The sequence below is a fragment of the Desulfatiglans sp. genome, assembly GCA_012513605.1.
Classification (GTDB): Bacteria; Desulfobacterota; DSM-4660; order Desulfatiglandales; family HGW-15; genus JAAZBV01.
Genome location: JAAZBV010000029.1, coordinates 1 through 23,354 on the forward strand (window position 1 = coordinate 1; position 23,354 = coordinate 23,354).

Consider the following 23,354-nt stretch of genomic DNA (forward strand, 5'->3'; position numbering starts at 1 on the left):
CAGCAGCCAGAACAGCACTGCCGCACCCACCAAGAACAAGCCAAAATGTACCAAAGAACTCAGCGCTATACCTCTTCATACTTCCCTCCTTGAATTATGTTGATTAATAAAATACCCTGCTAAGACAAGGGTACAAATAACGCTAACCTACATAAAATACCACAGTTAAATGACATGCAATCAATTTTTTTCGTCCCCTCTACCAACCGTCGCGACCTTTGTTTTGAGGCTCAGTTTCTGATCGCATTTTTTACTGAATGACCACAGACTTAATAAAAGCAAGCATATCCGCATCCACCTGCTTAAAAACATCCTCTGCAGAGTCGGCAATAATGACTACACCAGTATTATTATAAAGGATATAACAAAGATAAACCCTGTGAGGGATGCCCGATTTTTTATACCTGGCCTTATATACCACAGAATGCTGGTCAGATGAGTAATCAGGATATCCGCCAAGGAGATTCCACGTTATCTTTAAAGACTTTTCTATATCCTCCAACCCTTTCATTGCATATGCAGCGGCATTCATCGATTTCGGAACCTGTTCATAGATAAGGGATATGACAGGCTCAGATAGCACACCTTTTTTGCCAATGATCTTTTCATGTTTAAAAACCAGAACACCTTTTTCACCTTCACCAGGGGCGGTATCTTTAACAAGGTTCCAGACCTTCTCATCCGGTTTTGTAAAGATAATCCTGTTACCAAATGCATCTATTGAGGTTTGTGCCCATGCAAAACCAGAAGATAAAAAGAAAAGAATAGTAATAATAGCTGTCTTCATTTATATTCCTCCTTGAGTTAAATGTACATCATCTATTTTGTAATTGCGATTGGAGCTTTTTCCTTCGCCTTATCAGGCGGATCCAACATTTTAATGCCTGAGCAAATACCGATTTCGATGTCGATATAAATTTCGATTTCGATTTGGAGTCAGATATCGTCCGATAATTGTCGTCTCTCGTTCCCATGGTCCCCCGTGGGAATGCCTGCCTTGACGCTCTGCGTCATATCGGTTGATCTTATCTTTTCTGACCTGTCATAAGAAATATTGTGAACCGCCCCATTTCTCCCTTACTGGTCGGTTTCATGACTTCTGCAGCGGTAATATCCTGTATATTTTCAAACCCTGCCTCTACAAAAACCTCCCGCATAGCAGCCCGGTCAAATCCGGAATGGAATACCCCTGTTTTATCATCATGAAAAAGGCCATCATCCAGATCCAGGTCAGCAATGCACAGATAACCGCCAGGGACAATGATACTTTGAAATTGATAGAAAAGAGGTTTCAGCTCCTTAACATGATGCAGGGTCATGTTGCTCATAACAAGGTCATATGACCCGCTAAGTGTATCACCCCTGTCAAGATCAAGGAATAAGGCTTTAATCCCACCATGCTTCAAGTCATTGATCCTCTTATTAAATATACCCAGCATCCCCTGTGAACTGTCAACGCCAGTAATGGAATGAACAAGGGGCTGGAGTTGAAAGGTCAATAACCCAGTGCCACAGCCAAAGTCCATAACATCCATTTCATGGGTTAAGATGATCTGTTTTGTTATGGCAGAGGCAACATCCTTTGCTAGCTTGACCCTTACAGGATTTTCATCCCATGAGTCAGCCTCTTTATCAAAGTCCCGCCTTTGAGAATTCATTATATTTCGTTCCCTGCTTATAAAAAATACTGTGTCAATGCTGTACATTTGTTAAAACAGTGTGTATTATTTCCATATCAACTGTGGAGGTCAGACACGCATTGCCATCAGACACCCACCCATTACTTTTCAGATCATTCGTATTCATCTAAGTATTGTTTTTTTAGAAATGCACGATTTTCACGCTCAAAGTTGTTCAAGTCAGTATCATTAATGGTTTTATTAACATCAGGTTGATACCATCTGCCATACTTTCTATATAAATCGAAGAAGGCTTTCCATTTTGCATAGTAAAACCTGTCATCCTCATCATAAGTTGCCTTTGGTTTTGGTCCATTACCCACCTTGCCTAAAATAAAAGCATCACCGTGTCGGGCTGTAATCTCATTATACAACCATGTAGCAATATATTTTTTTAAAGGCTTCTTATTCATTTTTTCCACTTCCTGCGGAAACATGTCTCGCCATGGGCCAATTTCTCTCTCGACAAGTGAATCCAGCATCTCGTCAGTATATTTTATCCTATCCCCTTTATAAGGAGATGGTAGTCTGAAAAAGTATTCATCGTGAAAACCGAGCCACTTGCCCATGTTAATGACAATATCCTTATCAGGCTCCCAATCCTTAAAGTTCCAAACAATTTCATCATTTGAGATCCACTCTACATTTTCTGGGTATGATATTTGGATTTTGTATTTTTCGGAAAAATTTATTATTTTTTGTCCGTCAAGCTTGAAATCCTTAATATTTAGTAGATTTTTAACCGATATTCTAGCCTTACCAATTGGTCCTTTCCATAGAGCACCGGTTCTTACGATATACTGCAATTGCTCGATATCTACGAAATCTTCAATCCAAAAAGCATTTCCTGCATTATAGGTACAAATAATTTTTATATTTTTTTTTGGCTCCCAGATTACAGGCCATACAACATAACCAGGGTAATTAAAGTCTTCATGATTGTGTAATCCAAATAATCTTTCTTCCCAGGTTGATTCTCGAATCATGATAACCTTTGTCGACACACTCTTATCGTCGACCTTTACCTTGAATGAACTCGCCATTTCTGCATCATATCTTGAATCAATAATAGGAAAACCTATCAATCGTGTCAGTTCTTTGTCGGAGTGCGACTGCATCGTAAAAGAGCATCTTACATTATACTCTCCGTAATCTGTACGTTCGATTTGAACTGTTTCTTCATCCATGGAGATATCTGATTCTTGTGTAGCGGAGAGTTTCAGTGAGGAGATATTGTTTGCAGATATATCACCCGATATCGGTACTGGAGTATTGCCCTGATTATAGACAACCAGAATGTCTGCTGACGCATTCACCTCTAGGACAAAAAGCATCAAAATCAGCAAAGGAGTTCGAAATCTCATATTATCACACCTCCAAGTATCTGTGATTATACCTATATCATGGTATAAATATATTTACAGTCTTTTCGCCTGTTTTGAAACGATACATCCTATTACTAACCGATATTCCACCCGAGACAAAAAAACTTCTTTAATTTCCCTTCTTAATATGTTTCAACAGACGGGGATAGAATTCAGGACTGTGTTGTATACCTGTGGTTCGATCTTCATATACCTTATCACTTTTATCCGGATCAATAATACAAATAAGAGGTAATGGAATCTCATTTAGATCAAGGGCTGTACGATGCCATTCAGTGCTTTTATCCGCATTAGAAAACCACAGGACAAAGTTATTTTCAAGCAAGCTCTTTACAGGCGGCTTCTCTGATTCAAAGACCTGCGTTAGCATGTATCTGCATTTACCGCAGTCATCTCTTCCAACAAAGAGCAATATCTTCTTTTTTTCAGACATTGCCTTGTAAAAGGCTGATTGTGCAGTTTTTTCCCATTTTAATTCTGTGGCATAAGAACTGGTGGTCTTTAAAAAGAGTAATATCAATACTGTAATAACAAATGCTGTCTTTGTTTTTATCATCTGTTTGCCTTTATAAAAATCCATTACCAATTCTCACTGCATCAGATTCGGTAAAAAGAGCCCGATCTGGGGAAATATCATAATCAACGTCATAGCAAGAAAACCCAGTAGCATAAAGGGCATAGTTGACCTGAACACATCACCGAGAGTAACACCTGTCGGAGCAATGGCCTTCATGGTAAAACAGTCCATACCGAACGGGGGGCTGATCAAACCTAATTGTATGTTTATCAGTGATATCACTGCAAACCAGAGGGTATCATATCCAAGCGCCTTTATGAGAGGGAAAAAGACCGGGACAGTAATCATGACAATACTTGCAGGGTCCATAAATGCACCCAGGAATATAAGGATAAGCTGGGTCGCAATAACAAGCATTACAGGGTGAACTTCAAGACCGGTTGCCCACCCGATGAGACCTGTGATAGCCCCGGTTGTGGCCAGTATGCGGCTGAAGCTTATAGAACCAACAACAATGAAAAAGACCATTACTGTAACGTGGATAGTGTTCTGTGCAGAGACCCTGATGGTCTTTAGTGATAGCTTCCTGTATATTGCGGCCAGAATATAACATGCTATTACCCCAAGTGCGGCCGATTCTCCGGGGGTTGCAATGCCGGTAAATACACTGCCTATAACCGCAAAAATCACAAGCACTACAGGGGCTATCTGTGTAAATATAATCCTGATCTTTTGTGAAAGTGATACGTGAGGGACCTCATAATTCGGAGCCAGGGAGGGATTGATAATGCAACGTATGATAATATAACCTATGAACATGGCAGCTACGAGGAGCCCCGGTATTATGATGGCAAGAAGCAATTTACCGATGGAAACCTGTGCAACTGCTCCAAGGAAAACTGCAAGGGCGCTGGGTGGTATAAGGATGGCAAGTGTCCCGCTTGATACGATAGGCCCCAGTGACATGGTTTTAGAGTATCCTTTTCTGTTCATTTCCGGGACAAGCACCTTTCCGAGTATGCCTATGGAGCCCCCGCTTATGCCGATCATTGTTCCAAGTAGAACGCCGGAGCCAATAGCAAGTATGCTGAGTCTTCCGGGGAGCTTGCCAAGTATCTGGTCTATGGCATCAATAAGACGTGTTCCTGTTCCTGATGTAAAGACAATATCGCCCATAAGAATAAAAAGAGGTATGGGTAAAAAGTTATAATTGGTAACCGAACTGTAAAAGCTCATGGCAAGTTGTTCGAGTCCCGCTTCGCCTCCCCAGAAAATGTATCCCCCGATAATGCAGATGAATATGAAGGCAAATGATATGGGCATGCCTGTTCCCATGAGGATAACCAGCAACCCGAACATCAGCAAAATGGCAAAATACCACTCCAAGGCAATACCTCCGGTTAAGTATGTGAAGGGAACTTTTTAACGTCAGACTTCTTGTCATCAGCCTTTTCCATGCCTGATAGAAGCAAATATCTCTTTAAAAAATCCCTTGTGTTTCTAATGAGCTGAAGAAACAGCATAAAAAATCCAATGGGTATTATTATTTCAATAGGCCATTTAGGCGGATTCAATATGGATGCAAGGATAAAACTGGCCTGATAATCTGCTAAAGTAAGTTTTACAGTGTAGTAGAGCATTATGGCTGCAATCAGTATGCATATAGAGTGGCTGATTACATTCAAAAGTGCCTCATTTTTTGCGGAAAGACTGCCCGTGATGGAATCCATTTTTACATGGCCATTCTGTCTCATGATTGCTGTGGTGCCTAAGAAGGTCATCCACAGAAGGCTGTATGTGATGATCTCATAAAGGGGCGCCCAGGTAAAACCTATGACCTTCCTTAAGATAACATCCATTGATACTGCAAGGGCATCCAGGACAATGATGACAGCGGCTAGCGTGAGCATATAGTCTATAATTTTATCGAATAAAAATTCTGCTTTTTGCAGGGTTTTCATATTATCCCTCTAAGGGCTAATGAGGCTTTCATCTTTAATCTTTAATCTTTCATCCTTCATCTTTCAGCCTTCATCTAATTCGCCCTCGAAAATGCAGGATTTATAAGCCATGACCTTAATTTGGGTATAACATCAGGCCATCTTTGCATATCTCCCTCCCACATGGCATCCCGACAATCAAGGTAGAATTGCCTTGAGTCGGAAGGGGGCAGACGTATAATCTTAACACCCGCGGCTGAAATATCTCTTTTCACATTCTCCACCACCTCAGTGAACATGGCAGCGCCATCTATCTCTGCCTGAATTATTGCCCTGTTAAGTACATCCTGCTGTTCAGGAGTAAGACTCTTGTATTTATCCATATTCATGATCATCATCCCGGCACATGAACCAATCGGTTCATCCAGCATGACCTTTGTGACCGGCGCAAGGCTGAAATCCTGGATGCCTGGGATACCGATATTGTAGCCGTCTACTGTTCCACGCTCCATGGATGTGAAGTAGTCAGGGAAATCTATAGGCACGCATACGGCCTTGAGTTTTTCAATAAACCTCCTGTTGGAACCTCCCATGGACGCAATCTTAAGCCCTTCCATGTCTTTCAGGTTTTTGATATCTCTTCTCAGATAAAACACAGTCTGTACCTGGGGTAGAGAGGATACTGATGCTCCCAGATAATATATACCCTGCCCGGCAAACTGCTCCTGGTAATACTTGAATGCGGGGCCATTCCTTAATTCCATCGGGCTGTATTCCGCGCGTCCTATTGAGCTTGCGCCTGGAACAAGGGCATCGCAGAAAGCTGCCAGGGCGCTTGCTATATCTACAGTCCCCCTTTTTACGGCTGCAGGGGCATCAGATGATGGTATGGATTCAGGCCCTAAGAACCTTATCTTAATGGTGCCGTTAGACATCTTTTCTACATTATCTATAAAGAGATGGGCCCAGTTTGCGCCAGGAGGGACATCGGATACAAAATTGACCATTGATAACTCAAGTCTCTCTTTCTGATTGGTGCATGATCCCAAAGAGAGGTAAATAATAACAGAAGCCAACACCAACAAAACCAGTAAAAAATGTATTTTTTTAATTTTATTTATCCTCCTGTATGTTTTATATATTCGCCTTTGCAGTTTTTACTATTAATTCCAACAAGCGCCTTCTTGCGTTTATCCCCTGTTTCGTCACATTAGCCATATCGTCGATCACCAGTGCGGGTACTTATGTTCCAGAAATGGATTATTTGTAAGCTGAACAGGCAGTGTTCCATTCTCCTCTATTTTGTAAATCTGATTTGTATAAGGAGCGCTTCCTGATGTGTTTATCTTTTGAAAGACAATTTCATTAAAATTTACAGACCATTTGGGGTTTTCACCCAGATTATAGATCAGGCGGTCTTCAATGCCATTTCCATTCATTACATGGATACCATTCCTGCGATAAACAATTTTTCCTCTGTCACCCACGTGGGCCTTTGAAGTCCAGTCTGGCTGGCTTCCAAGTACCCTCATATATTCCCATGGAATCCCCGCCGGATAGCTTATTGTATAAATCCCGCTGTTATCTTCAGCCGCACCATAAAAGGCGATTTTATCTCCATCCGGAGACCAGCATGGATCAAAGAGACTGAAATTTCTGCCTATAATCGAAAAATCATCCAGGATTTCTTCATTGTGCGTCTCGATGTTATGAACAATAATTGCGTTACCGCCAGGCAGGCTGCGATGAAGCCTTACAAAGACCAGTTTATACCCATCCGGAGACCATGATGGATAAATATCATCCGGCTCACCGGTGATAATACCCGCCTCCCCTGTACCATCTGGATTTATCATATAGATATCCCAGTTACCGGCAGCCCCACTTGCCCTGCGATTAAAAACAATCCTATCCTTTTCAGGTGACCACCTTGGGTATGCATCCCTGCCGCTATTGGTCAGCTGAACCATATTGTTACCGGTGTTATCAATGGTATACAGGTTGCCCCAGATACTACCGGGAGGGCCCTGCATAAAAACAATTCTGCTGTAATTTTGGTTTTCACATCCTGAGAAACAATAGATAAACAACAAGGAAAGAAGTAAATACAATTTGCAGGATTTCATAATATCCTCCTTTCACTTTATCAGCGAAATACTCAGAATTGGCATAAGAGTATATTATTTTCTATTTGTATGTACTGACACAAATTTCATATTTAAGTTTTATTAGGGCTACTATCTCGAAAAATCAAGGTATTTTTACATTTAACCTTTACAAAAAAAATCTGGCTGAATATTTCTTGACGAAATACATATTAATACCGTATTAATATATCTATTAATATATTAAGGTAAATATGATACCCATTAAGATTAAAAAAAATTCGGGTGAAGCCCTGTATGTTCAGATACGAAATACAATTGAAAAGGCCATTAAAAAGGGTGAATTAAAGGCCGGGGAACAGTTACCAGCAGTTACCACCCTTGCAGGCAATATTGGAGTAACCCATTCCACAATACGAAGGGCGTTTAAGGATTTGTCTGCTCAGGGGCTTATCGGTTCACATGTGGGCAGGGGTACCTTTGTTCTGGACAGGAGTAAACAGGCATCAAAGGAAGAAACTCATGAAAAGGGGAAAAGCATTATCTCAGACCCAAGGGTGAATGGTGAATCCACAATGGCAGCGCAAAGACTGCGTATGGGCGTAACCAGGAGCCTTGAGGCATTAATGGAGCTTGCAAAAAGGCCCGGCCTGACCCATTTTACATCGGGTATACCTGATCCGGCGCTGATAGAAGAGGGAGCACTCGCCCGACTCACCAAAGAGGCTCTTAAGAAAGGGGAGGATGAATACTATATTTATGGTGAATCACCTCTGGGTTTAAAGGCACTGAGGGAGGAGCTTGCAAAAAGGTTTAATGCAGAAGGGATGGGTATAACCGCTGAAAACATACTTATTACAAATGGCTCACAGCAGGCTGCATCTATACTGGCACAGTCTGCCCTTGAAAACAGGCAAAGGATCATATGCGAAACACCATGCTGGCTTGGCATACCCAGGGTATTCGGAGCAATAGGGCACTGGGTGGAGACGGCTGCAAGAGACAGGGATGGCATCATAATAGAAAAGCTGGGACGCTTTAATGACGGGCCCCCTGCCCTGCTCTATTTATGCCCTGAGTTTCATCACCCTATGGGAACAGACTTAAGCAAAGAGAGGCAGACACAGCTTATTAACTGGGCAAAGGCCAATCATGCTGAGCTGCTTGCTGATGAGATATTCCATGACCTCAGGTTTGAAGGGCCTTTACGTAAAAGCATACTGGCTGAGGCAGGTAACAAAAACTGTTTTGTTATGGGCTCTTTATCAAAATCCTTTATGGTGGGCTTAAGGATTGGATGGCTCATAGGCGACGAAGAACGAATTAATAGTATATGCGCCCTTAAAAGGGCCATGGACCTTGGTTCACCGCCACTTATGCAGGGCATAGCCTTATCTCTTTTAAAATCAGGTGAATATGATGCGCACCTTAAAAAGGCCAGGGAACACTACAAGGTAAGACGTGACACTGTGATTGAATCCTTGAAAAAGAACATGCCTGAAGGTGTTACCTGGACAAAGCCCAATGGCGGCTATCATATGTGGGTGGAGCTTCCCAGGGGTTATTCAAGTATTGCCCTTTTTCTTAATGCAATAGAAAAAGGTGTATCATTTTCACCCGGCCCCATGCAGGACATTGATCACAGGTTTATTAATGCCTTCAGGTTGTCATACAGCGGCGTCACGCCTGAGCAGATCAAAACAGGGATAAAGGCCCTTGGAGAGGCCGTATTAGAATTGTTAAAAGGCAGCCCCAGTGAACCTGGTTTAAGCGGTCTTGGGGATTTTATATAAATTACGAGGTATATATGACAAATTTAAGTGTAAACCTGAATAAAATAGCGCTTATAAGAAATTCAAGGGGCAATGATTTTCCAAACGTAATAGAGTTTGCAAAAAAGTTTATTGAACTAGGCGTAAATGGTATTACAGTTCATCCCCGCCTGGATGAAAGACATATTAAAAGACGGGATGTTTTAGACCTTGCTGAATTACTTAAGGATTACCCTGATGTTGAATTGAATGTAGAGGGATACCCTTCAAGAGACTATATCCAATTAATCCAAGATATCAGACCGGATCAATGCACCATAGTACCTGATTCGATAAATCAGCTTACCTCTGATCATGGGTGGGATATAAAAAAGGAAAAGGTGTTCATTAAAGAAACAATAGGGTTGATAAAAAAGGCGGGATGCAGGGCATCCATATTTGTTGATCCCGATATAAAGCAGATAAAACTGGTGCCAGAAACCGGCGCTGATCGGATTGAACTGTATACTGAATCATTTGCCGCATTATTCGGTTCTTCTTTATCTGATAAAGTATTTAATAAGTACAAGGCCTCTGCTGAAGCGGCACAGGAGATGGGTATAGGAGTTAATGCAGGGCATGACCTGAATTTGAAAAATCTGCCTAAATTCCTTGAAATTGATGGGATACTTGAGGTTTCAATAGGGCATGCACTAACAGTTGAATGCATTGAATTTGGTATGAAGGAAGTAGTCAAGAGGTATCTTGGTATATGCAGCAATAAGAATAGATAAAAAAAGATGAACTATGGCGCGACAGGTGTTGGACGTTCATATTTTAGTTTTTAAACGTAGGGTCGGGGCTTATCCCCGACATGGTTTTGTATTATACATTTAGTAGAGACAAGGCATGCCTTGTCTACATGGTGGTGTATAAAACACCACACTACATTTGCTTTTTGATTTTTCATTGGAACTTGAAAGTTGGACGTTCGATGTTGGACGTTCATATTTTTATTTTCAAACGTAGGGTCGGGGTTTATTCCTGACCTGGTTTTGTATTATACATTTTGTAGAGACAAGGCATGCCTTGTCTACATGGTTGCGTATAAAACACCACCCAACATTTTAATTTCGTGGTATTTCCACGATTGTAGGGGCACGCCGCAGCGTGCCCTTTTGGGTTTGGGCACGGTGCGCCGTGCCCCTACGGTTGGTGAACAGGTCAATTCTGGTAATTTGAAAGGCAAAATAATAAATGAAAAAAAGAACACTCCCCTTCACAAAAGATAATTTGGAAAGAATATCCGAGAGATTCCCTACGCCGTTTCACATATATGATGAAATGGCGATAAGGGCGAATGCAAGGGAATTACTCAAGGCTTTTTCCTGGAACCCTGGCTTTAAAGAGTATTTTGCCGTTAAGGCAACTCCAAATCCCTTTATATTAAAAATACTTAAAAGCGAAGGTTTCGGGACCGATTGCAGCTCTTTACCTGAACTGCTCCTCTCTGAAAAGGCAGGGATTGCAGGAGACGAAATCATGTTCTCCTCCAACGATACTCCTGCTTGTGAATTTAAAAAGGCCAGGGAACTAGGTGCCATTATCAACCTGGATGATATAAGCCATATTCCATTTCTGGAAAAAACATGTGGTATCCCTGATGTTATATCTGTGAGGTACAACCCCGGAAAGCTTAGGGAAGGAAGCTTTATTATGGGCAACCCTGAATCAGCAAAGTACGGGTTTACCAGAGAACAGGTTTTTACAGGTTTATCTCAACTGCGCCAGAAAGGGGCAACAAGGTTTGGTATCCATACATTTATAGCATCCAATGAGCTTAACCCTGACTACTTTGTTGATACGGCCAATATGCTCTTTGACCTTGCAATAGAAATAATGGATAAGCTTAATATTCGTCTTGAGTTTGTAAATATAAGCGGCGGTATCGGTATCCCGTATAAACCTGATGATAAAAAAGTAGATTTAGTGTATGTAGGTGATCAAATCCATAAAAGATATGATGAGAAGATAAAGGGTACAGTTCTTCACCCGCTTTCGCTCTTCATGGAGTGTGGCAGAGCCATAACAGGGCCATACGGATATCTTGTATCAAGAGTGCTGCATAAAAAGGAGATATACAAAACCCACATAGGGCTGGATGCATGCATGGCAAACCTTATGAGTCCGGGGATGTATGGGGCATATCATCATATAACCATTCCGGGTAAAGAGGAGATGGTGCATAATCATATCTATGATGTTACAGGCTCTTTGTGTGAACCAATAGACAGGTTTGCCATAGACCGGCAACTGCCGGGAATTGAAATAGGAGATCTTATTGTGATACACGACACAGGCGCCCATGGCCATTCAATGGGTTTCAACTACAATGGCAAGCTTCGTTCTGCTGAACTCTTACTTCGTGAGGATGGCAAGGTCATTGAGATAAGAAGGGCTGAGACAGTTGATGACTATTTTGCAACACTTGATTTTAAGAAACTTGAAGGGTTTAGGATATAAACAGACAATTACTATCCGGCGCGCACACTTTTAGTCTCACACTAAGGCATCCGCCGTCGTTAAAACTATGGCGGGACAGACGAAGGCACAAAGAAAACATGAATAAACTAAATATACAAAAATTAGCCGACATAGTAGTAGGCTACATAAGAACTTTGGATTTTCGAATATTCACCAACACTTTTAGAGGAAATTAACCATGCGTAAAATAATTTTTCTTTTTTTTATTATTCTTTCTTTACCCAACACTCTCTGGGCTGCTGATCCCATTATTGGTACCTGGAAGCTAAATATTGCGAAATCAGTCCTTCCGGCTGATCAAAAAAATATAAAAGAGGATATTAATATCTATCGTGACATAGAAGGGGATTTAATGGAACTTGCCATATCAACTGTTTTTGAGGATGGTTCTACTGATTCCGGCAAATGGACATGGCCGAGAGAAGGTGGAGTTGCTAAATGTCTTTCAAAAACTCTCCCTGCAGGATTGCTCTATGTCGAAGGTTATGTTGAGCCTGGACACTGGTTTGCGGTTATTACGCAAAATGGTAATCAGGTCGGGCTATACCATAAAATAATCAGCAAGGATGGAAAAACGATGACACAGACATTTAAAGGTGTCGATGAACAGGGAAAATCCCTGAACATAATGAAAATCATGGAAAAGCAGTAGATTCGATATGAGGTTATACAAATGAATAGATTTTTATTATCCGGAGGCACATTCAGTATTTTAGTTGCATTACTGCATGTTGCCATTATTTTAGGTGGCCCTGACTGGTATCGGTTCTGGGGTGCAGGTGAACAGATGGCAAAATTAGAGGAAAATGGTTCCCTGCTCCCGGACATAGTTACCTTTTTTCTTGTTGTTATATTCCTCATATGGGGATTATATGCCTATTCAGGCGCAGGGTTAGTCAAAAGGTTACCGCTATTAAAAACCGGCCTAGTGGTGATATCATCAATATATACCATTCGTGGCCTTTTACTGGTTACTTTTATATTCAGACCGGAACAATTGACCAGCTTTATATTATGGACTTCAATAGTAAGTCTTATTGCTGGATTAATACATTTTATTGGTACAAAACAGGTATGGGCTGAAATACCAAAATGACATTATTTTTCATCTCACACAAAGGCACTAAGGCACAAAGAAAATATGATTGAAAATGATATTGATAAATTATTAGTTAACACAACAATAGATTTACACAAAGAATATAGACATGATTTTTTAAGACTATGTAATCTCCGTGGCTTTGTGTCTCTGTGTGAAATTTGAAGAAAGGTTCTAATGAAATATGAATATTCGTGAAGCAAAAATTGAAGATGTGCCAATGATAGCAAAACTGAGCGGGGAGCTTGGCTACTCAAGTGATAAGAAAATTGTCCTTCAGCGTTTCATGAAAATAAAATCAGACATAAACCATGCTATTTTCGTGGCTGAATGCGATTCATATAAAATTGTGGGTTGGATCCATATAATGCCTCGTATTTTATTGCTTATACGACCTCTTGCTGAAATTGGAGGATTGATCGTTTCAGAAAAATACAGGCGAAAAGGTTTGGGGCAGCGTCTTGTAGAATATGCGGAAGCCTGGGCTCAAAATAATAACTATGAAGGGATAATTGTCCGGTCTGATACCAAACGAATAGAATCACACCATTTTTATCCTCAGATTGGATATAATCTTCTTAAAGACCAAAAGGTATATATTCGGTTTTTTAATTGCGTTACTCCGTGACCTCCGTGTTCTCCGTGGTAGGTATAACGTTTTATATCATATGTCACTGATTAAATTGTGGTGCAAATAAATATAAAGGAGCATGCTATGTCTGATTTGACCATTAAAAAGATAGAACAGAGTATAGAAGATCGTAAGAGTTTACATCTGGAATTCCTTAAGAATGTAAAAACATACAAGCCATTTCTTGAGTTGGAAGAAAAGGCATTTAAGGATGGAGCCTTGAGTAAAAAGACAAAAGAACTGATGGCATTATCTATATCTATAGTAACTAAATGCGAACCATGCATGGAATGGCATCTTGACCAGGCTTTAATGGTGGGGGCTTCAGATGAAGAAGTTTACGAAACCATAGATGTGGCGATTGAGATGGGTGGAGGGCCAGCAGGGGCATATGCACGTTTTGTCCTTAAAGCATTGGAATACTTCAGAGAGAAAAGAAATGGAAAATGAAATAGTATTATATGGACATAATACATTAAGGACATTAAGGGTTCACTGGATACTGAATGAGTTATCTATTCCATATCAGTCTGTTAAAGTTTTACCGGATAGCGAATATAGCAAAAGCGATGAATATAAGAAAATCAACCTTACCGGAAAAATACTTTCATTAAAAATTGATGGTATTTATCTATTTGAAAGCGCTGCTATCTGCCTTTACCTTACAGAACGCTTTGGTGATAAAAATACTATTCCTGTTTTAGGAACTATTGAGAGGGCCAGGTTATACCAATGGTGTTTCTTCGTTATGACAGAGCTGGATGCCCATACACTGTATATACTCAGTAAACATGGCGGGGCATTAAAAGAAAGATACGGCGCATCAGAGGTTGCGGTCAAGACAGCCCGGGAGGGGTTTGAAACACAAATCACTAAAGTCGAAAATGAGCTTAAGGATGGCAGAGAATTTTTACTGGGAGATACTTTTAGTGTAGCGGACATTCTCCTTGGAACATGTATTGAGTCGGCTACCAGGTTAAAATCATATGTCGCAATAAATACTCCATCTATTTGTATAAAATATTGGGAAAGACTGAAATATCGTGAAGCTTTTATAAAGGCGTTTAATTTAAATACCCGGAAATAATCGGTTAGTAACAGTTTTATAAGGAAAGATATGATGGTTATGGATGAAATTATCTAAGTATTAATACAAAATCAATAAAAAGCACTCGATTGTGGAAATCCTCCATTTGCAGCGGTAATTGAATGTGATGGAAAAATTCTTGCGTCTGCTGCAAATGACTCACGATCAACTGGAAATCCATTACGTCATGCAGAGATGCTGGTAATAGAGAGTGTAATTAAGAAATATGGTCCAGCATCCCTTCTGAACTCGCATCTCTATGCTTCCAATGAGCCCTGTCCAATGTGTGTTGGGGCCTGTATTTGGTCAGGTGTTCATAATGTTACCTACTTTCTCTCACAGGAGCAGGTTACTGAGATACGGGGATGGGGTAGATTTATCCAGGCAAAGGCGATAGCCTTGGCAGATGACTCAGGAATATGTATTAATGGTCCAAATATGAATGAAGATATGTTAAGGATGCATGAAATATTTTGGAGAACAGATAACAATTGACAGCAAAAACATTCAATCCATTTGTTACGATAAGGTTAACGAAGAACCGACCGTTCGCAGGTTCAGGATTACATATTACAGAGATTTGAGAAAGAAGATGTAATAATGTCTGAGAAATATGAAGAGATGAAATCCTTTTTCGATGCAAGAGTTAGTGGCTATGATGAAAAGATGGCTGCCACTATTGAGGAATATGACAATTTCTATAGAAATGTTGCTACTCCTATTGAAAAGACAGATAAACCTATCGAAGTCCTTGATCTAGGTGCTGGCACAGGTATTGAACTGGAATATATATTTGAAAATGCCCCAAACGCCAGGATAACTGCTGTTGATTTATCTGAAGAGATGTTGAAAAAGCTTGTAAAAAAGTATGAGGCTCATCACAAGCAAATCAGAACCATAGCTGATTCATATCTTTCAATTGATTTGGCACCCCATTCATATGATTATATAGTTACAGTGATGTCACTCCATCACTTGATGCCGGCAAAAAAGATCTACCTGTATAAAAAGCTGAGAGAAGCCCTTATTTCTGGAGGAGCTTTTATTGAAGGAGACTATATTGTATCAACAGAAGAAGAGAAAAGGCTTTTAAACGAGTTTTATCAATATAAGAAAAATAACCCTTTGATTGAAGATGGAGAGTATCATATTGATATCCCTTTTAGTGAAGAAGCGCAGATGCAGGCATTAAAAGATGCCGGATTCCAAAATGTAAATGTATTATTTCGTACACCTAGGGCTAATGTGGTTGTCGCTAATGTATAAGAGTGGATGAATGATATGCCATCAAATTTAACGAATAGTTATAGAGTTGTTGATGTCTTTACCAATACACCATTTGAGGGTAATCCTCTTGCGGTATTTCCTGATGCATCAGGCATGGATACAGCCACCATGCAGAAAATTGCAAAGGAACTTAATTTGTCAGAGACCACCTTTGTATTTCCTGCAACCAGACCTGACTGTGTAGCCAAAGTAAGGATATTTACACCCGTAAAGGAGATGGATTTTGCAGGACACCCAACCATTGGTACTGGTTATGTGCTTATGAAAGAGGGAATTATTCATGAAGAGACAAAGAATTTTATGCTTGAAGAGAGCATTGGGCCTGTCCCGGTTCATGTGGATAAAGGGCTGAACCCGTTGATATGGTTATGTACACCACCAATAACATCAGGCATGACCTTTGACAGATTAATCTGCGCGCAGGCGATTGGCATAAGGTCAGAAGACCTTATAGATATATCACCTCAACTGTTAAGCGCCGGTAACCCTACCCTGTTTATTGCTGTAAAGGATAAAGAGGCTGTTGACAGGGTACATCTCAATTTTGAGAAAATTGATTCACTAAAAAAGATATACCCTGATAAATTTTGCCAGTTTGTTTTTACTCCCACACCTGAAGGAGCTTACTCTCGCATGTTTGCCCCTGATTATGGCATCATAGAAGACCCTGCAACCGGCAGTTCAACCGGGCCACTGGCACAGTATATGATGCAGCATAATCTTATTTCAGCTTCTTCAGGAACCAGGTTCATAAGCGAACAGGGTACAAAGATGGGACGCAAGAGTATTTTACATGTGCATATAAAGGGTATGAATGGTAAGGAGGGAATTTTTGTTGGAGGTCACGTTACCCCGATATCTGAATGTGTGATGAAATTATGAATCATTGGTAGGGGTGGACCTGTGTGTCCACCCGGTATTTTGTGATGTTAACCACAATCGCCGGGCAGGCACGCAGGCCTGCCCCTACAGGTCAAAATTTCTTTTATGCGTTCTTGAAAACATTATAGAATATCCACCAGTGTGTAGATATGTCTAAAACTATAATTCATGGGGTGATGAAAGGCCGGCGTTTCAAAAAAGTATAAAGGAGGAAAGATGATCGACGAAAAGATACTTAACGCACTGGCCCCCTGCGGAATAAGTTGTGAAAAATGTTTTGCTTATGCTGATGGGGAGATCAGAAAATCCAGCATGAAACTTAAGGAAAAACTCGGGAATTTTGAACCATATGCCAAAAGATTTGAAACGCTGTTGAACAACCCCATATTCAGCAAATATCCTGATTTCAAGATACTGCTGGACCATTTTGCCTCTGAGAACTGCAAGGGGTGCAGAAAAGAAAACTGTAAGATCTTTACTGCCTGTGGTGTAAGAAGCTGTCATCAGGAAAAGGGAGTTGATTTCTGCTTCCAGTGTGAAGAATTCCCATGCAATAAAACCAATTTTGATGAAAACCTCCATAATCGATGGATAAAACTGAACTATGAAATCCGGGAAAAAGATATAGAAGCCTATTATGCTGAAACAAAGGATAAGCCGAGGTATTGATCAAAGGAGTTTAAAGTGGGGACTGTAAGGAACAAAAAACCTCAATGATACACATAGGATAAATAATTCAAATAACATAACGTTGAAAATAATCTCACACAGACCGCAAATCACAGGCAGGAATAGAACACTTTGGACAATTTTCTGAACTGCATGGTTCCGCATGTATTATCACATTGGCGCTTTTTAACCTGGTTTTTATATCCTGCTCAAGGTGATCGCACATGGCATGAGAATCTTCAAAGCTCAGATTTCGTGGCATCACAATATGCAGATCAATAAACCTTTCATTCCCTGCGCGTCTGCTGCGCATTGCATGATAGTCGCAAATCAGGGTATCATGTTCACCAAGGCATTTTTCTAAAATAGCCTGCTCCTCTTTAGGTAACGCATAATCTATCAGCTCATGCATTGCACGGAGTGTGACTTCATATCCTGCCTTTAAAACAAACACTGCCATTATAAGGGCAATAATCGGGTCTATAATAGCTACTTTTGTAATACGTACCATAATCAGACCAATTAATACCCCTGCGGCAGAGTAAACATCTGCGCTTATATTCTTAGCCGAAGCATCAATAGCAGTGGAGCCTGTTGCCCTGGCAACATTATGAAGGTGTCGGGAAAGAATGAAACTGACAATTATTGAAATGATCATTACCGCAATGCCTTCATCCGGTCTTATTACTGTACCATGAAGAATGCGCTGAACTGAAGAGTAGATAATGAAAACCCCTGCGCCAAGCACCAGAATAGCCTGAACAAGAGCAGCAATCCCTTCCGCCTTGCCGTGACCAAAGGGATGTTCTTCATCAGCCGGTGCAGCGGACATGTTAAGCGCAATAAGGGTTATAGCTGTTGAAAAAATGTCAAGCAGACTGTCAGCCGCCTGAGCGGAGATGCTGATACTGTGTGAAATAATGGATATAAATACCTTGAGGATAATAAGGCAAATTATTACGATCATTGAAAGCTTGATAGCACCTGTTCTGGTCGATATTTTTTCTTTAAGGCTTTTCATTATCTATTTACCACGGCTGTTTCTATATTTTTTCAGACCTGTAAAGCGATCTATAAGAAAGAGTCCATCTTAAAACGCGAGTTTCTTGATGAAAGTTAAAAATTAAACTATCAAAGACAAAGAGCTGGCTGAACGCTGATCGTTGAAAGCTCCATCCAGAACTTGTTACTTTCTGAATGTTATATCATCATTTATATATAAAACAATATCCTTGTTCAACAGTTTATATTTTTTTAAAAGATTGAGTTCAATACCCTACGTAGTTGGTTAATCAAATATTTTTACCAAATCCAAATTATCAATACCTTCGTCATTCCACGACTCGACCGTGGAATCCAGAGCTTTTTCAATTAAAAGCAATAGTGCAGATGGCCATAAACCTCAAATACCGGGAGGACACACAGGTCCTCCCCTACTTATAATTTTGTTTTCCTTGCGCCTTGTACCTTGTGCCTTATGCCACAATCCATACCCCCTGGCCTTACTGACTTAGCAAACCTTTTTTAACAAATATGATATTCCTTCATAATTCATTTAGAGGTTTAAATATTTTCCATATTGACACAGAAATAACATCCCCATATATTCTTCAAATCAAAAGGGTTTTATTATCAACAAATTAGCAACCTTTAAAAAGGAGATGCAAATTGACCAGAAAGATATTGCCCATTATTGTTTTTATTATCCTCGCTGTCTGTTTTGCAGCATATTCATCAGAAAAAATTACTGTACTTAACCCGACCCCGCCAAACAGGATGGTTGACCGTATACCTCTCATTCCAAGGCTTAACACCCTGGAGGGTAAAACCATATTCCTGGTGGATATCGGCTGGGGTGGCCCCGGGGCAGCCCCAAGCATCTATAAGGAGATGAAGGCATGGTTTAACCAGAACATGCCAAGTGTAAAGATAGAGGTCAGAAGCGTTAAAGGCTCATACATGCAGGATCAGCCTGAACTCTGGAAGGAGATAAAGGAAAAGGGTGATGCCGCCCTGATCGGGGTAGCTGGTTGAGACAGTTGCACATCGGCCGTGAGCCGATTCGCTAAAAAACTGGAACAGGATTTTAACATCCCTACTATTGGCAGCGCAGCAGCAAATATCATTAATTATGCAATTAATCATGATTTTAAATATATGAATGGTTCTCCCATAAGGTATATCTCTTTTCCATTCCCTGTTGCCGGGCAGCCGCAGTCTGTTCACCATAAGTATGTCTTTGAAGCTAATGATGTTGTAAGCGGTAAACCCATGATGAAGGCATTTATAGATGCCCTGACTGTCCCACTTACCGACAAAGAAAAATATAAAGGCCCTGTGCCACAGGCTGAAGTAGCAGCAGAACCTGTTGAGTCCAGCACCATTGGGCCTGACACAGAAGAAAACCTTCAGCGGCTTTTTAAGGATAAGGACTGGACAGATTATCTGCCTATCATCCTTCCAACAGAAGAACGTGTAGTGGAAATGCTTAAAGGGACATCCCACAAGCGTGATGAGGTCATTAAGACCCTTGACTGGCCCGGGGGAAAGCGCGAGGTTACAGTAGAAAGGGTTGCCATATGCGCTGTTATGTCAGGGGCAAAACCTGAGTATCTTCCGGTAATCCTTGCCCTTGCGAACCATGTGCCATTTGGAAACTCCACATCATCAATGGCAAACATGATACTTGTTAATGGCCCGATTCGCGATGAAATAGGCATGAACTACAAAACAAATGTGATGGGGCCACATAATGAGGCAAATGCGGTTATTGGACGCAGCTATACTATTATGTCCAAGACCATAGGCGGCCTTCACAGCGGGAAGACCACATGGAGCACCCTTGGAAGCACCATGCAGTATAATAATGTCTGCATCGCTGAAAATGAAGAGGCCATGCCTCAGGGTTGGCAGCCCTTTCATGTGCAGATGGGTTTCAAACCCAATCAAAGCGTTTTATCGGTTGGAACAGGCTGGTCATATATTTCGAGCGTAATAATGGCAGTTGAGGAACACCCTGTTCATATGATAATGGGCGATTACATGAAATCACTTGTAATGGGTTCTGCTACAGTCATTATGGACCCGACGGTTGCTGATCTTCTGAAAAAGAGCTATGGTTTCAATTCACAGGATGAGCTAAGTAAATGGTTTGCTGAAAATGTCGAAATATCCCAGTATCAGTCCGGTGAAAAGACAAAACCCTTTAAGGCACAGTCAGTAAAAATAATTGTTACCGGTGGCGGAATCCAGACCACATGGTTTGTTACAGACTTTATGCTTGGGGCTGGCATGATGGGTGGAAGTACACTTATTGATGATTGGAGATAGGGGGAGGAAGAAGGGTTCGAGGGGTCGAGGGTTCAAGGAGCCATCCGCTGTCGCCTTTTGGTTATAGCAGGAAAAGAGCGGCATAGAGTCCAATGTTGTTGAATTAAGGAATTCTTAAATCTCCCCTCCACTCTGTGGGAGGGGCTGGGGGAGCTGGAAACCCTAATGAATATACAGAGCAAATTTGACTGCCTATCTTTTCCACCCCCTCCTCCACCCGGCAAAATGATACCGCCACCGTCTCCCCATCGAGGTCAAATAATGACCTTAAACAGGGAACAGGAGGCTGTGCTTCTTATCCGTGCCATGATAGCATCTGCTGCTTCAGACAAGTATATAGATAAAAAGGAAAGGAAATTATATTAAGCAAGCTTGAATCAATAAATTTAAGTGATGAAGAGCTTGAATTTATAAGAAAAGAGCTGGCATCCACATGCAGTGCTGAAGAAATAGCCGCACAGCCCAGTTAGCGGTTATGACACAGGTATTTAAGTTACGATGAAAATCAGGAGGGGCAAATCACCCAATAGCTCATGTTAAGTTTTCTTAATATGTCCTTTATCCTGACCCTGAATCGTTTGTCTGTTTTAATCTGTTTCTTTACCCTATCCACTATAATGCCCACTGAGCTGTCTTTTTTAAGATTAAGCTCTCCACATAGTGTGTTTAATATGTCACACCTTAATCGTCTCATAAAATATATTGCAACATCTCTTGCTTCATTCTTATGCTCTCCTCTTGTTAACTTTAATTCATCAAGTGAAACAGAGTACTCTCTGCTTATTACAGACATTATCTCGCGTTTCTCAGGTACCAATATCTTTGATTCCGGTATCTCTTTATGACTCTTCTTCGTGAAAAACGATCCTTCATATTCGATAAAAACTTCTCATTTCCAAGTATTGCAGGTAACATTAAAGATTTATCAATCAGTGACCAATCTTTAATTATAATCTAAAAATATATGTTTATCTAAGCATATTAGATAACCCTACATATATTTAGCTCAATTTTATTTATTATATGGTTAATATAATTAATGTAAGTTTATTATAGCTAAACAAGCAGATATTGAGCGCTAATTAAAAATAAATAGCATTAAAGGATTAAGGAATTATGTCTTTCAAGTGTTTCAACACCGGATCAATAAAAATCGGGTAGTTTTTCGCTGTTATTTATTTAATAATCACGCCTGTTGCAGAATTCTGTCAGGATTCTAATGTGCCTGTGGGTACAAGCATAAATATAAACAGTGGAGAGACATATACTGTATCCCGTTCGGTATCAATATCCCTGTCGGCCAATGGCCCTGGTGGGGGATATTATCTCTCTGAGGACAACACGGCCCTTTCCGGAGAAACATTGCCCGCTTTTTCAACAGTTGCATCGACTCAGGTCCTTTCTATAACAGCAAATTTCATCCTATCTGAAGATGATGGAACCAAGATCGTCTATGTCTGGTTTAAAGATGCCGCGAAAAATATAAGCAGTGTGATATCTGACTCTATAATCCTTGATACAACAACACCTGCCAACGGCGCTGTTAGGATCAATGACGACTCAGGCTCGGTTACATCCTCACAGGTTACAGTAATAATAACTGCAACGGACTGTAACAACATTGCAGGATAAAGGGTATCCGAGAGTTCTAGCTCACCAGTGTCTTCTGAAAACTTTACCCTTCTGGAGACACCTGTCGTATCTCTGAACACCAGTTTTTCCTTTAATCTTTCCACCACTACCGGAACAAAGACTCTTTACGCCTGGTTTATAGACGAGGCCGGAAATATCAGTGCGCCCTCAACCTGTATTGTTGATTTTGCTTATGGCTGGTTCAGATACTATGATATCGGTGCAGAAGACGATATCCCAGGTTTAAGTTTATCCACACATGCATATGAAATGACCATGTACAACTCAGGAAACATATATATTGTCGGTATTACTCACGGAGATATAGGGGAAGACAAGAACAACACACTTTACGGCAGCGCCTTTGTTGCCAGGCTGAACAGTGCCGGAGAAGTTGTCTGGAGCAGACTGCTTGAAGCAACCTATAGAAACGAGGGAGATTCCTATTGCTACAGCTCAAAGGGTGAACATATCGCTGTTGACATATATGGAAACGTCTACATAGCAGGTGGGTACGATTACATGAGCTAAGAGTATCCCGATGCCTTTCTTGCGAAATTCGACAGCAGCGGTAATCAGGTATGGTTAAAGAGATACTCCAGGGAATACGCTGATTATATTGTGAGGGTCAGAGATATCAGTGTTGACGGCTCAAATAACGTTTATCTGCTTGCATATTCAAATGGCGACGTTGAGCTGGGTACATTAACTATAACCTATGATTATAATAATGGCACAGGCAAGTTTCTGGCAAAGTATAACAGCAACGGCAACCTTGCATGAGCTTTCAGTTCCGAAGATTTGGTAGGCCAGGGC

29 protein-coding genes are annotated in these 23,354 nt (G+C 40.8%); 18 read left to right on the top strand and 11 right to left on the bottom strand.

Going from position 1 to position 23,354, the window contains the following annotated elements:
- The 9 genes from GX654_03365 to GX654_03405 form a co-directional block, all read right to left on the bottom strand.
- On the bottom strand, nt 1-79 hold a 79-nt coding region (locus GX654_03365; GenBank protein ID NLD35885.1), incomplete at its 3' end, for an aquaporin.
- A 171-nt stretch (nt 80-250) separates the two neighbouring features.
- On the bottom strand, nt 251-787 hold the full coding sequence (locus GX654_03370) for a hypothetical protein (GenBank protein NLD35886.1): 537 nt from the start codon (nt 785-787) through the stop codon (nt 251-253).
- 238 nt (nt 788-1,025) lie between these two features.
- Complete coding sequence (locus GX654_03375; protein ID NLD35887.1) at nt 1,026-1,658, bottom strand: class I SAM-dependent methyltransferase; 633 nt, start codon at nt 1,656-1,658, stop codon at nt 1,026-1,028.
- Between the two features lie 134 nt (nt 1,659-1,792).
- Nucleotides 1,793-3,043, bottom strand: coding sequence for a hypothetical protein (locus GX654_03380; protein ID NLD35888.1), 1,251 nt, complete (start codon nt 3,041-3,043; stop codon nt 1,793-1,795).
- A 130-nt stretch (nt 3,044-3,173) separates the two neighbouring features.
- The gene (locus tag GX654_03385; GenBank protein ID NLD35889.1) at nt 3,174-3,644 is read right to left on the bottom strand and encodes a thioredoxin family protein; all 471 of its coding nucleotides are present in this window, start codon (nt 3,642-3,644) and stop codon (nt 3,174-3,176) included.
- 9 nt (nt 3,645-3,653) lie between these two features.
- Nucleotides 3,654-4,967 (bottom strand): TRAP transporter large permease subunit, encoded by a 1,314-nt coding sequence (locus tag GX654_03390; protein NLD35890.1) that lies wholly within the window; start codon nt 4,965-4,967, stop codon nt 3,654-3,656.
- Nucleotides 4,968-4,981: 14 nt separating this feature from the next.
- On the bottom strand, nt 4,982-5,542 hold the full coding sequence (locus GX654_03395; protein NLD35891.1) for a TRAP transporter small permease: 561 nt from the start codon (nt 5,540-5,542) through the stop codon (nt 4,982-4,984).
- A gap of 74 nt (nt 5,543-5,616) precedes the next feature.
- Entirely contained in the window at nt 5,617-6,528 is a 912-nt protein-coding gene (dctP, locus tag GX654_03400) for a TRAP transporter substrate-binding protein DctP (protein NLD35892.1), read from the bottom strand.
- A gap of 219 nt (nt 6,529-6,747) precedes the next feature.
- Nucleotides 6,748-7,554: a hypothetical protein gene (locus tag GX654_03405; GenBank protein ID NLD35893.1), complete on the bottom strand. Its 807-nt coding sequence runs from the start codon at nt 7,552-7,554 to the stop codon at nt 6,748-6,750.
- 326 nt (nt 7,555-7,880) lie between these two features.
- Between GX654_03405 and GX654_03410 the strand changes: the two genes are divergently transcribed.
- The 12 genes from GX654_03410 (at nt 7,881) to GX654_03465 (ending at nt 17,576) form a co-directional block, all read left to right on the top strand.
- Nucleotides 7,881-9,419, top strand: coding sequence for a PLP-dependent aminotransferase family protein (locus GX654_03410; protein ID NLD35894.1), 1,539 nt, complete (start codon nt 7,881-7,883; stop codon nt 9,417-9,419).
- Nucleotides 9,420-9,433: 14 nt separating this feature from the next.
- Nucleotides 9,434-10,171 (top strand): pyridoxine 5'-phosphate synthase, encoded by a 738-nt coding sequence (locus GX654_03415; protein ID NLD35895.1) that lies wholly within the window; start codon nt 9,434-9,436, stop codon nt 10,169-10,171.
- Nucleotides 10,172-10,634: 463 nt separating this feature from the next.
- Nucleotides 10,635-11,900 (top strand): diaminopimelate decarboxylase, encoded by a 1,266-nt coding sequence (locus GX654_03420; GenBank protein ID NLD35896.1) that lies wholly within the window; start codon nt 10,635-10,637, stop codon nt 11,898-11,900.
- Nucleotides 11,901-12,099: 199 nt separating this feature from the next.
- Nucleotides 12,100-12,573, top strand: coding sequence for a hypothetical protein (locus tag GX654_03425; protein ID NLD35897.1), 474 nt, complete (start codon nt 12,100-12,102; stop codon nt 12,571-12,573).
- 21 nt (nt 12,574-12,594) lie between these two features.
- Entirely contained in the window at nt 12,595-13,017 is a 423-nt protein-coding gene (locus GX654_03430) for a hypothetical protein (GenBank protein NLD35898.1), read from the top strand.
- Nucleotides 13,018-13,204: 187 nt separating this feature from the next.
- On the top strand, nt 13,205-13,648 hold the full coding sequence (locus GX654_03435; protein NLD35899.1) for a GNAT family N-acetyltransferase: 444 nt from the start codon (nt 13,205-13,207) through the stop codon (nt 13,646-13,648).
- Between the two features lie 87 nt (nt 13,649-13,735).
- Nucleotides 13,736-14,101: a carboxymuconolactone decarboxylase family protein gene (locus GX654_03440; GenBank protein ID NLD35900.1), complete on the top strand. Its 366-nt coding sequence runs from the start codon at nt 13,736-13,738 to the stop codon at nt 14,099-14,101.
- Nucleotides 14,091-14,738, top strand: a complete 648-nt coding sequence (locus tag GX654_03445) for a glutathione S-transferase family protein (protein ID NLD35901.1) — start codon at nt 14,091-14,093, stop codon at nt 14,736-14,738. Before GX654_03440 ends, GX654_03445 begins: the two co-directional genes overlap by 11 nt.
- Before the next feature lie 117 nt (nt 14,739-14,855).
- Nucleotides 14,856-15,233 carry a hypothetical protein gene (locus tag GX654_03450; protein ID NLD35902.1) on the top strand — a complete coding sequence of 126 codons (378 nt, stop codon included), beginning with the start codon at nt 14,856-14,858 and terminating at the stop codon, nt 15,231-15,233.
- A gap of 105 nt (nt 15,234-15,338) precedes the next feature.
- The gene (locus tag GX654_03455) at nt 15,339-16,004 is read left to right on the top strand and encodes a class I SAM-dependent methyltransferase (protein NLD35903.1); all 666 of its coding nucleotides are present in this window, start codon (nt 15,339-15,341) and stop codon (nt 16,002-16,004) included.
- A 15-nt stretch (nt 16,005-16,019) separates the two neighbouring features.
- Nucleotides 16,020-16,907, top strand: coding sequence for a PhzF family phenazine biosynthesis protein (locus GX654_03460; protein NLD35904.1), 888 nt, complete (start codon nt 16,020-16,022; stop codon nt 16,905-16,907).
- A 216-nt stretch (nt 16,908-17,123) separates the two neighbouring features.
- Nucleotides 17,124-17,576 (top strand): DUF3795 domain-containing protein, encoded by a 453-nt coding sequence (locus GX654_03465; GenBank protein ID NLD35905.1) that lies wholly within the window; start codon nt 17,124-17,126, stop codon nt 17,574-17,576.
- Nucleotides 17,577-17,670: 94 nt separating this feature from the next.
- Here the strand turns inward: GX654_03465 and GX654_03470 are convergent, their stop codons facing one another.
- Nucleotides 17,671-18,597: a cation transporter gene (locus GX654_03470; protein NLD35906.1), complete on the bottom strand. Its 927-nt coding sequence runs from the start codon at nt 18,595-18,597 to the stop codon at nt 17,671-17,673.
- 647 nt (nt 18,598-19,244) lie between these two features.
- On the opposite strand from GX654_03470, the gene GX654_03475 reads away from it, so the two are divergent.
- The 3 genes from GX654_03475 (at nt 19,245) to GX654_03485 (ending at nt 21,272) form a co-directional block, all read left to right on the top strand.
- The gene (locus GX654_03475) at nt 19,245-19,610 is read left to right on the top strand and encodes a hypothetical protein (protein ID NLD35907.1); all 366 of its coding nucleotides are present in this window, start codon (nt 19,245-19,247) and stop codon (nt 19,608-19,610) included.
- Nucleotides 19,611-19,628: 18 nt separating this feature from the next.
- Nucleotides 19,629-20,906, top strand: a complete 1,278-nt coding sequence (locus GX654_03480; protein NLD35908.1) for a hypothetical protein — start codon at nt 19,629-19,631, stop codon at nt 20,904-20,906.
- Between the two features lie 261 nt (nt 20,907-21,167).
- Complete coding sequence (locus GX654_03485) at nt 21,168-21,272, top strand: tellurite resistance TerB family protein (GenBank protein NLD35909.1); 105 nt, start codon at nt 21,168-21,170, stop codon at nt 21,270-21,272.
- A 139-nt stretch (nt 21,273-21,411) separates the two neighbouring features.
- Here GX654_03485 and GX654_03490 read toward each other — a convergent pair whose 3' ends face one another.
- Nucleotides 21,412-21,699, bottom strand: a complete 288-nt coding sequence (locus tag GX654_03490) for a hypothetical protein (protein ID NLD35910.1) — start codon at nt 21,697-21,699, stop codon at nt 21,412-21,414.
- Between the two features lie 428 nt (nt 21,700-22,127).
- On the opposite strand from GX654_03490, the gene GX654_03495 reads away from it, so the two are divergent.
- From GX654_03495 to GX654_03505, 3 genes are all read left to right on the top strand, one after another.
- Entirely contained in the window at nt 22,128-22,538 is a 411-nt protein-coding gene (locus tag GX654_03495) for a hypothetical protein (GenBank protein NLD35911.1), read from the top strand.
- Between the two features lie 27 nt (nt 22,539-22,565).
- Nucleotides 22,566-23,069 carry a hypothetical protein gene (locus GX654_03500; protein NLD35912.1) on the top strand — a complete coding sequence of 168 codons (504 nt, stop codon included), beginning with the start codon at nt 22,566-22,568 and terminating at the stop codon, nt 23,067-23,069.
- 90 nt (nt 23,070-23,159) lie between these two features.
- Nucleotides 23,160-23,321, top strand: coding sequence for a hypothetical protein (locus tag GX654_03505; protein NLD35913.1), 162 nt, complete (start codon nt 23,160-23,162; stop codon nt 23,319-23,321).
- Nucleotides 23,322-23,354 lie beyond the last annotated feature (33 nt).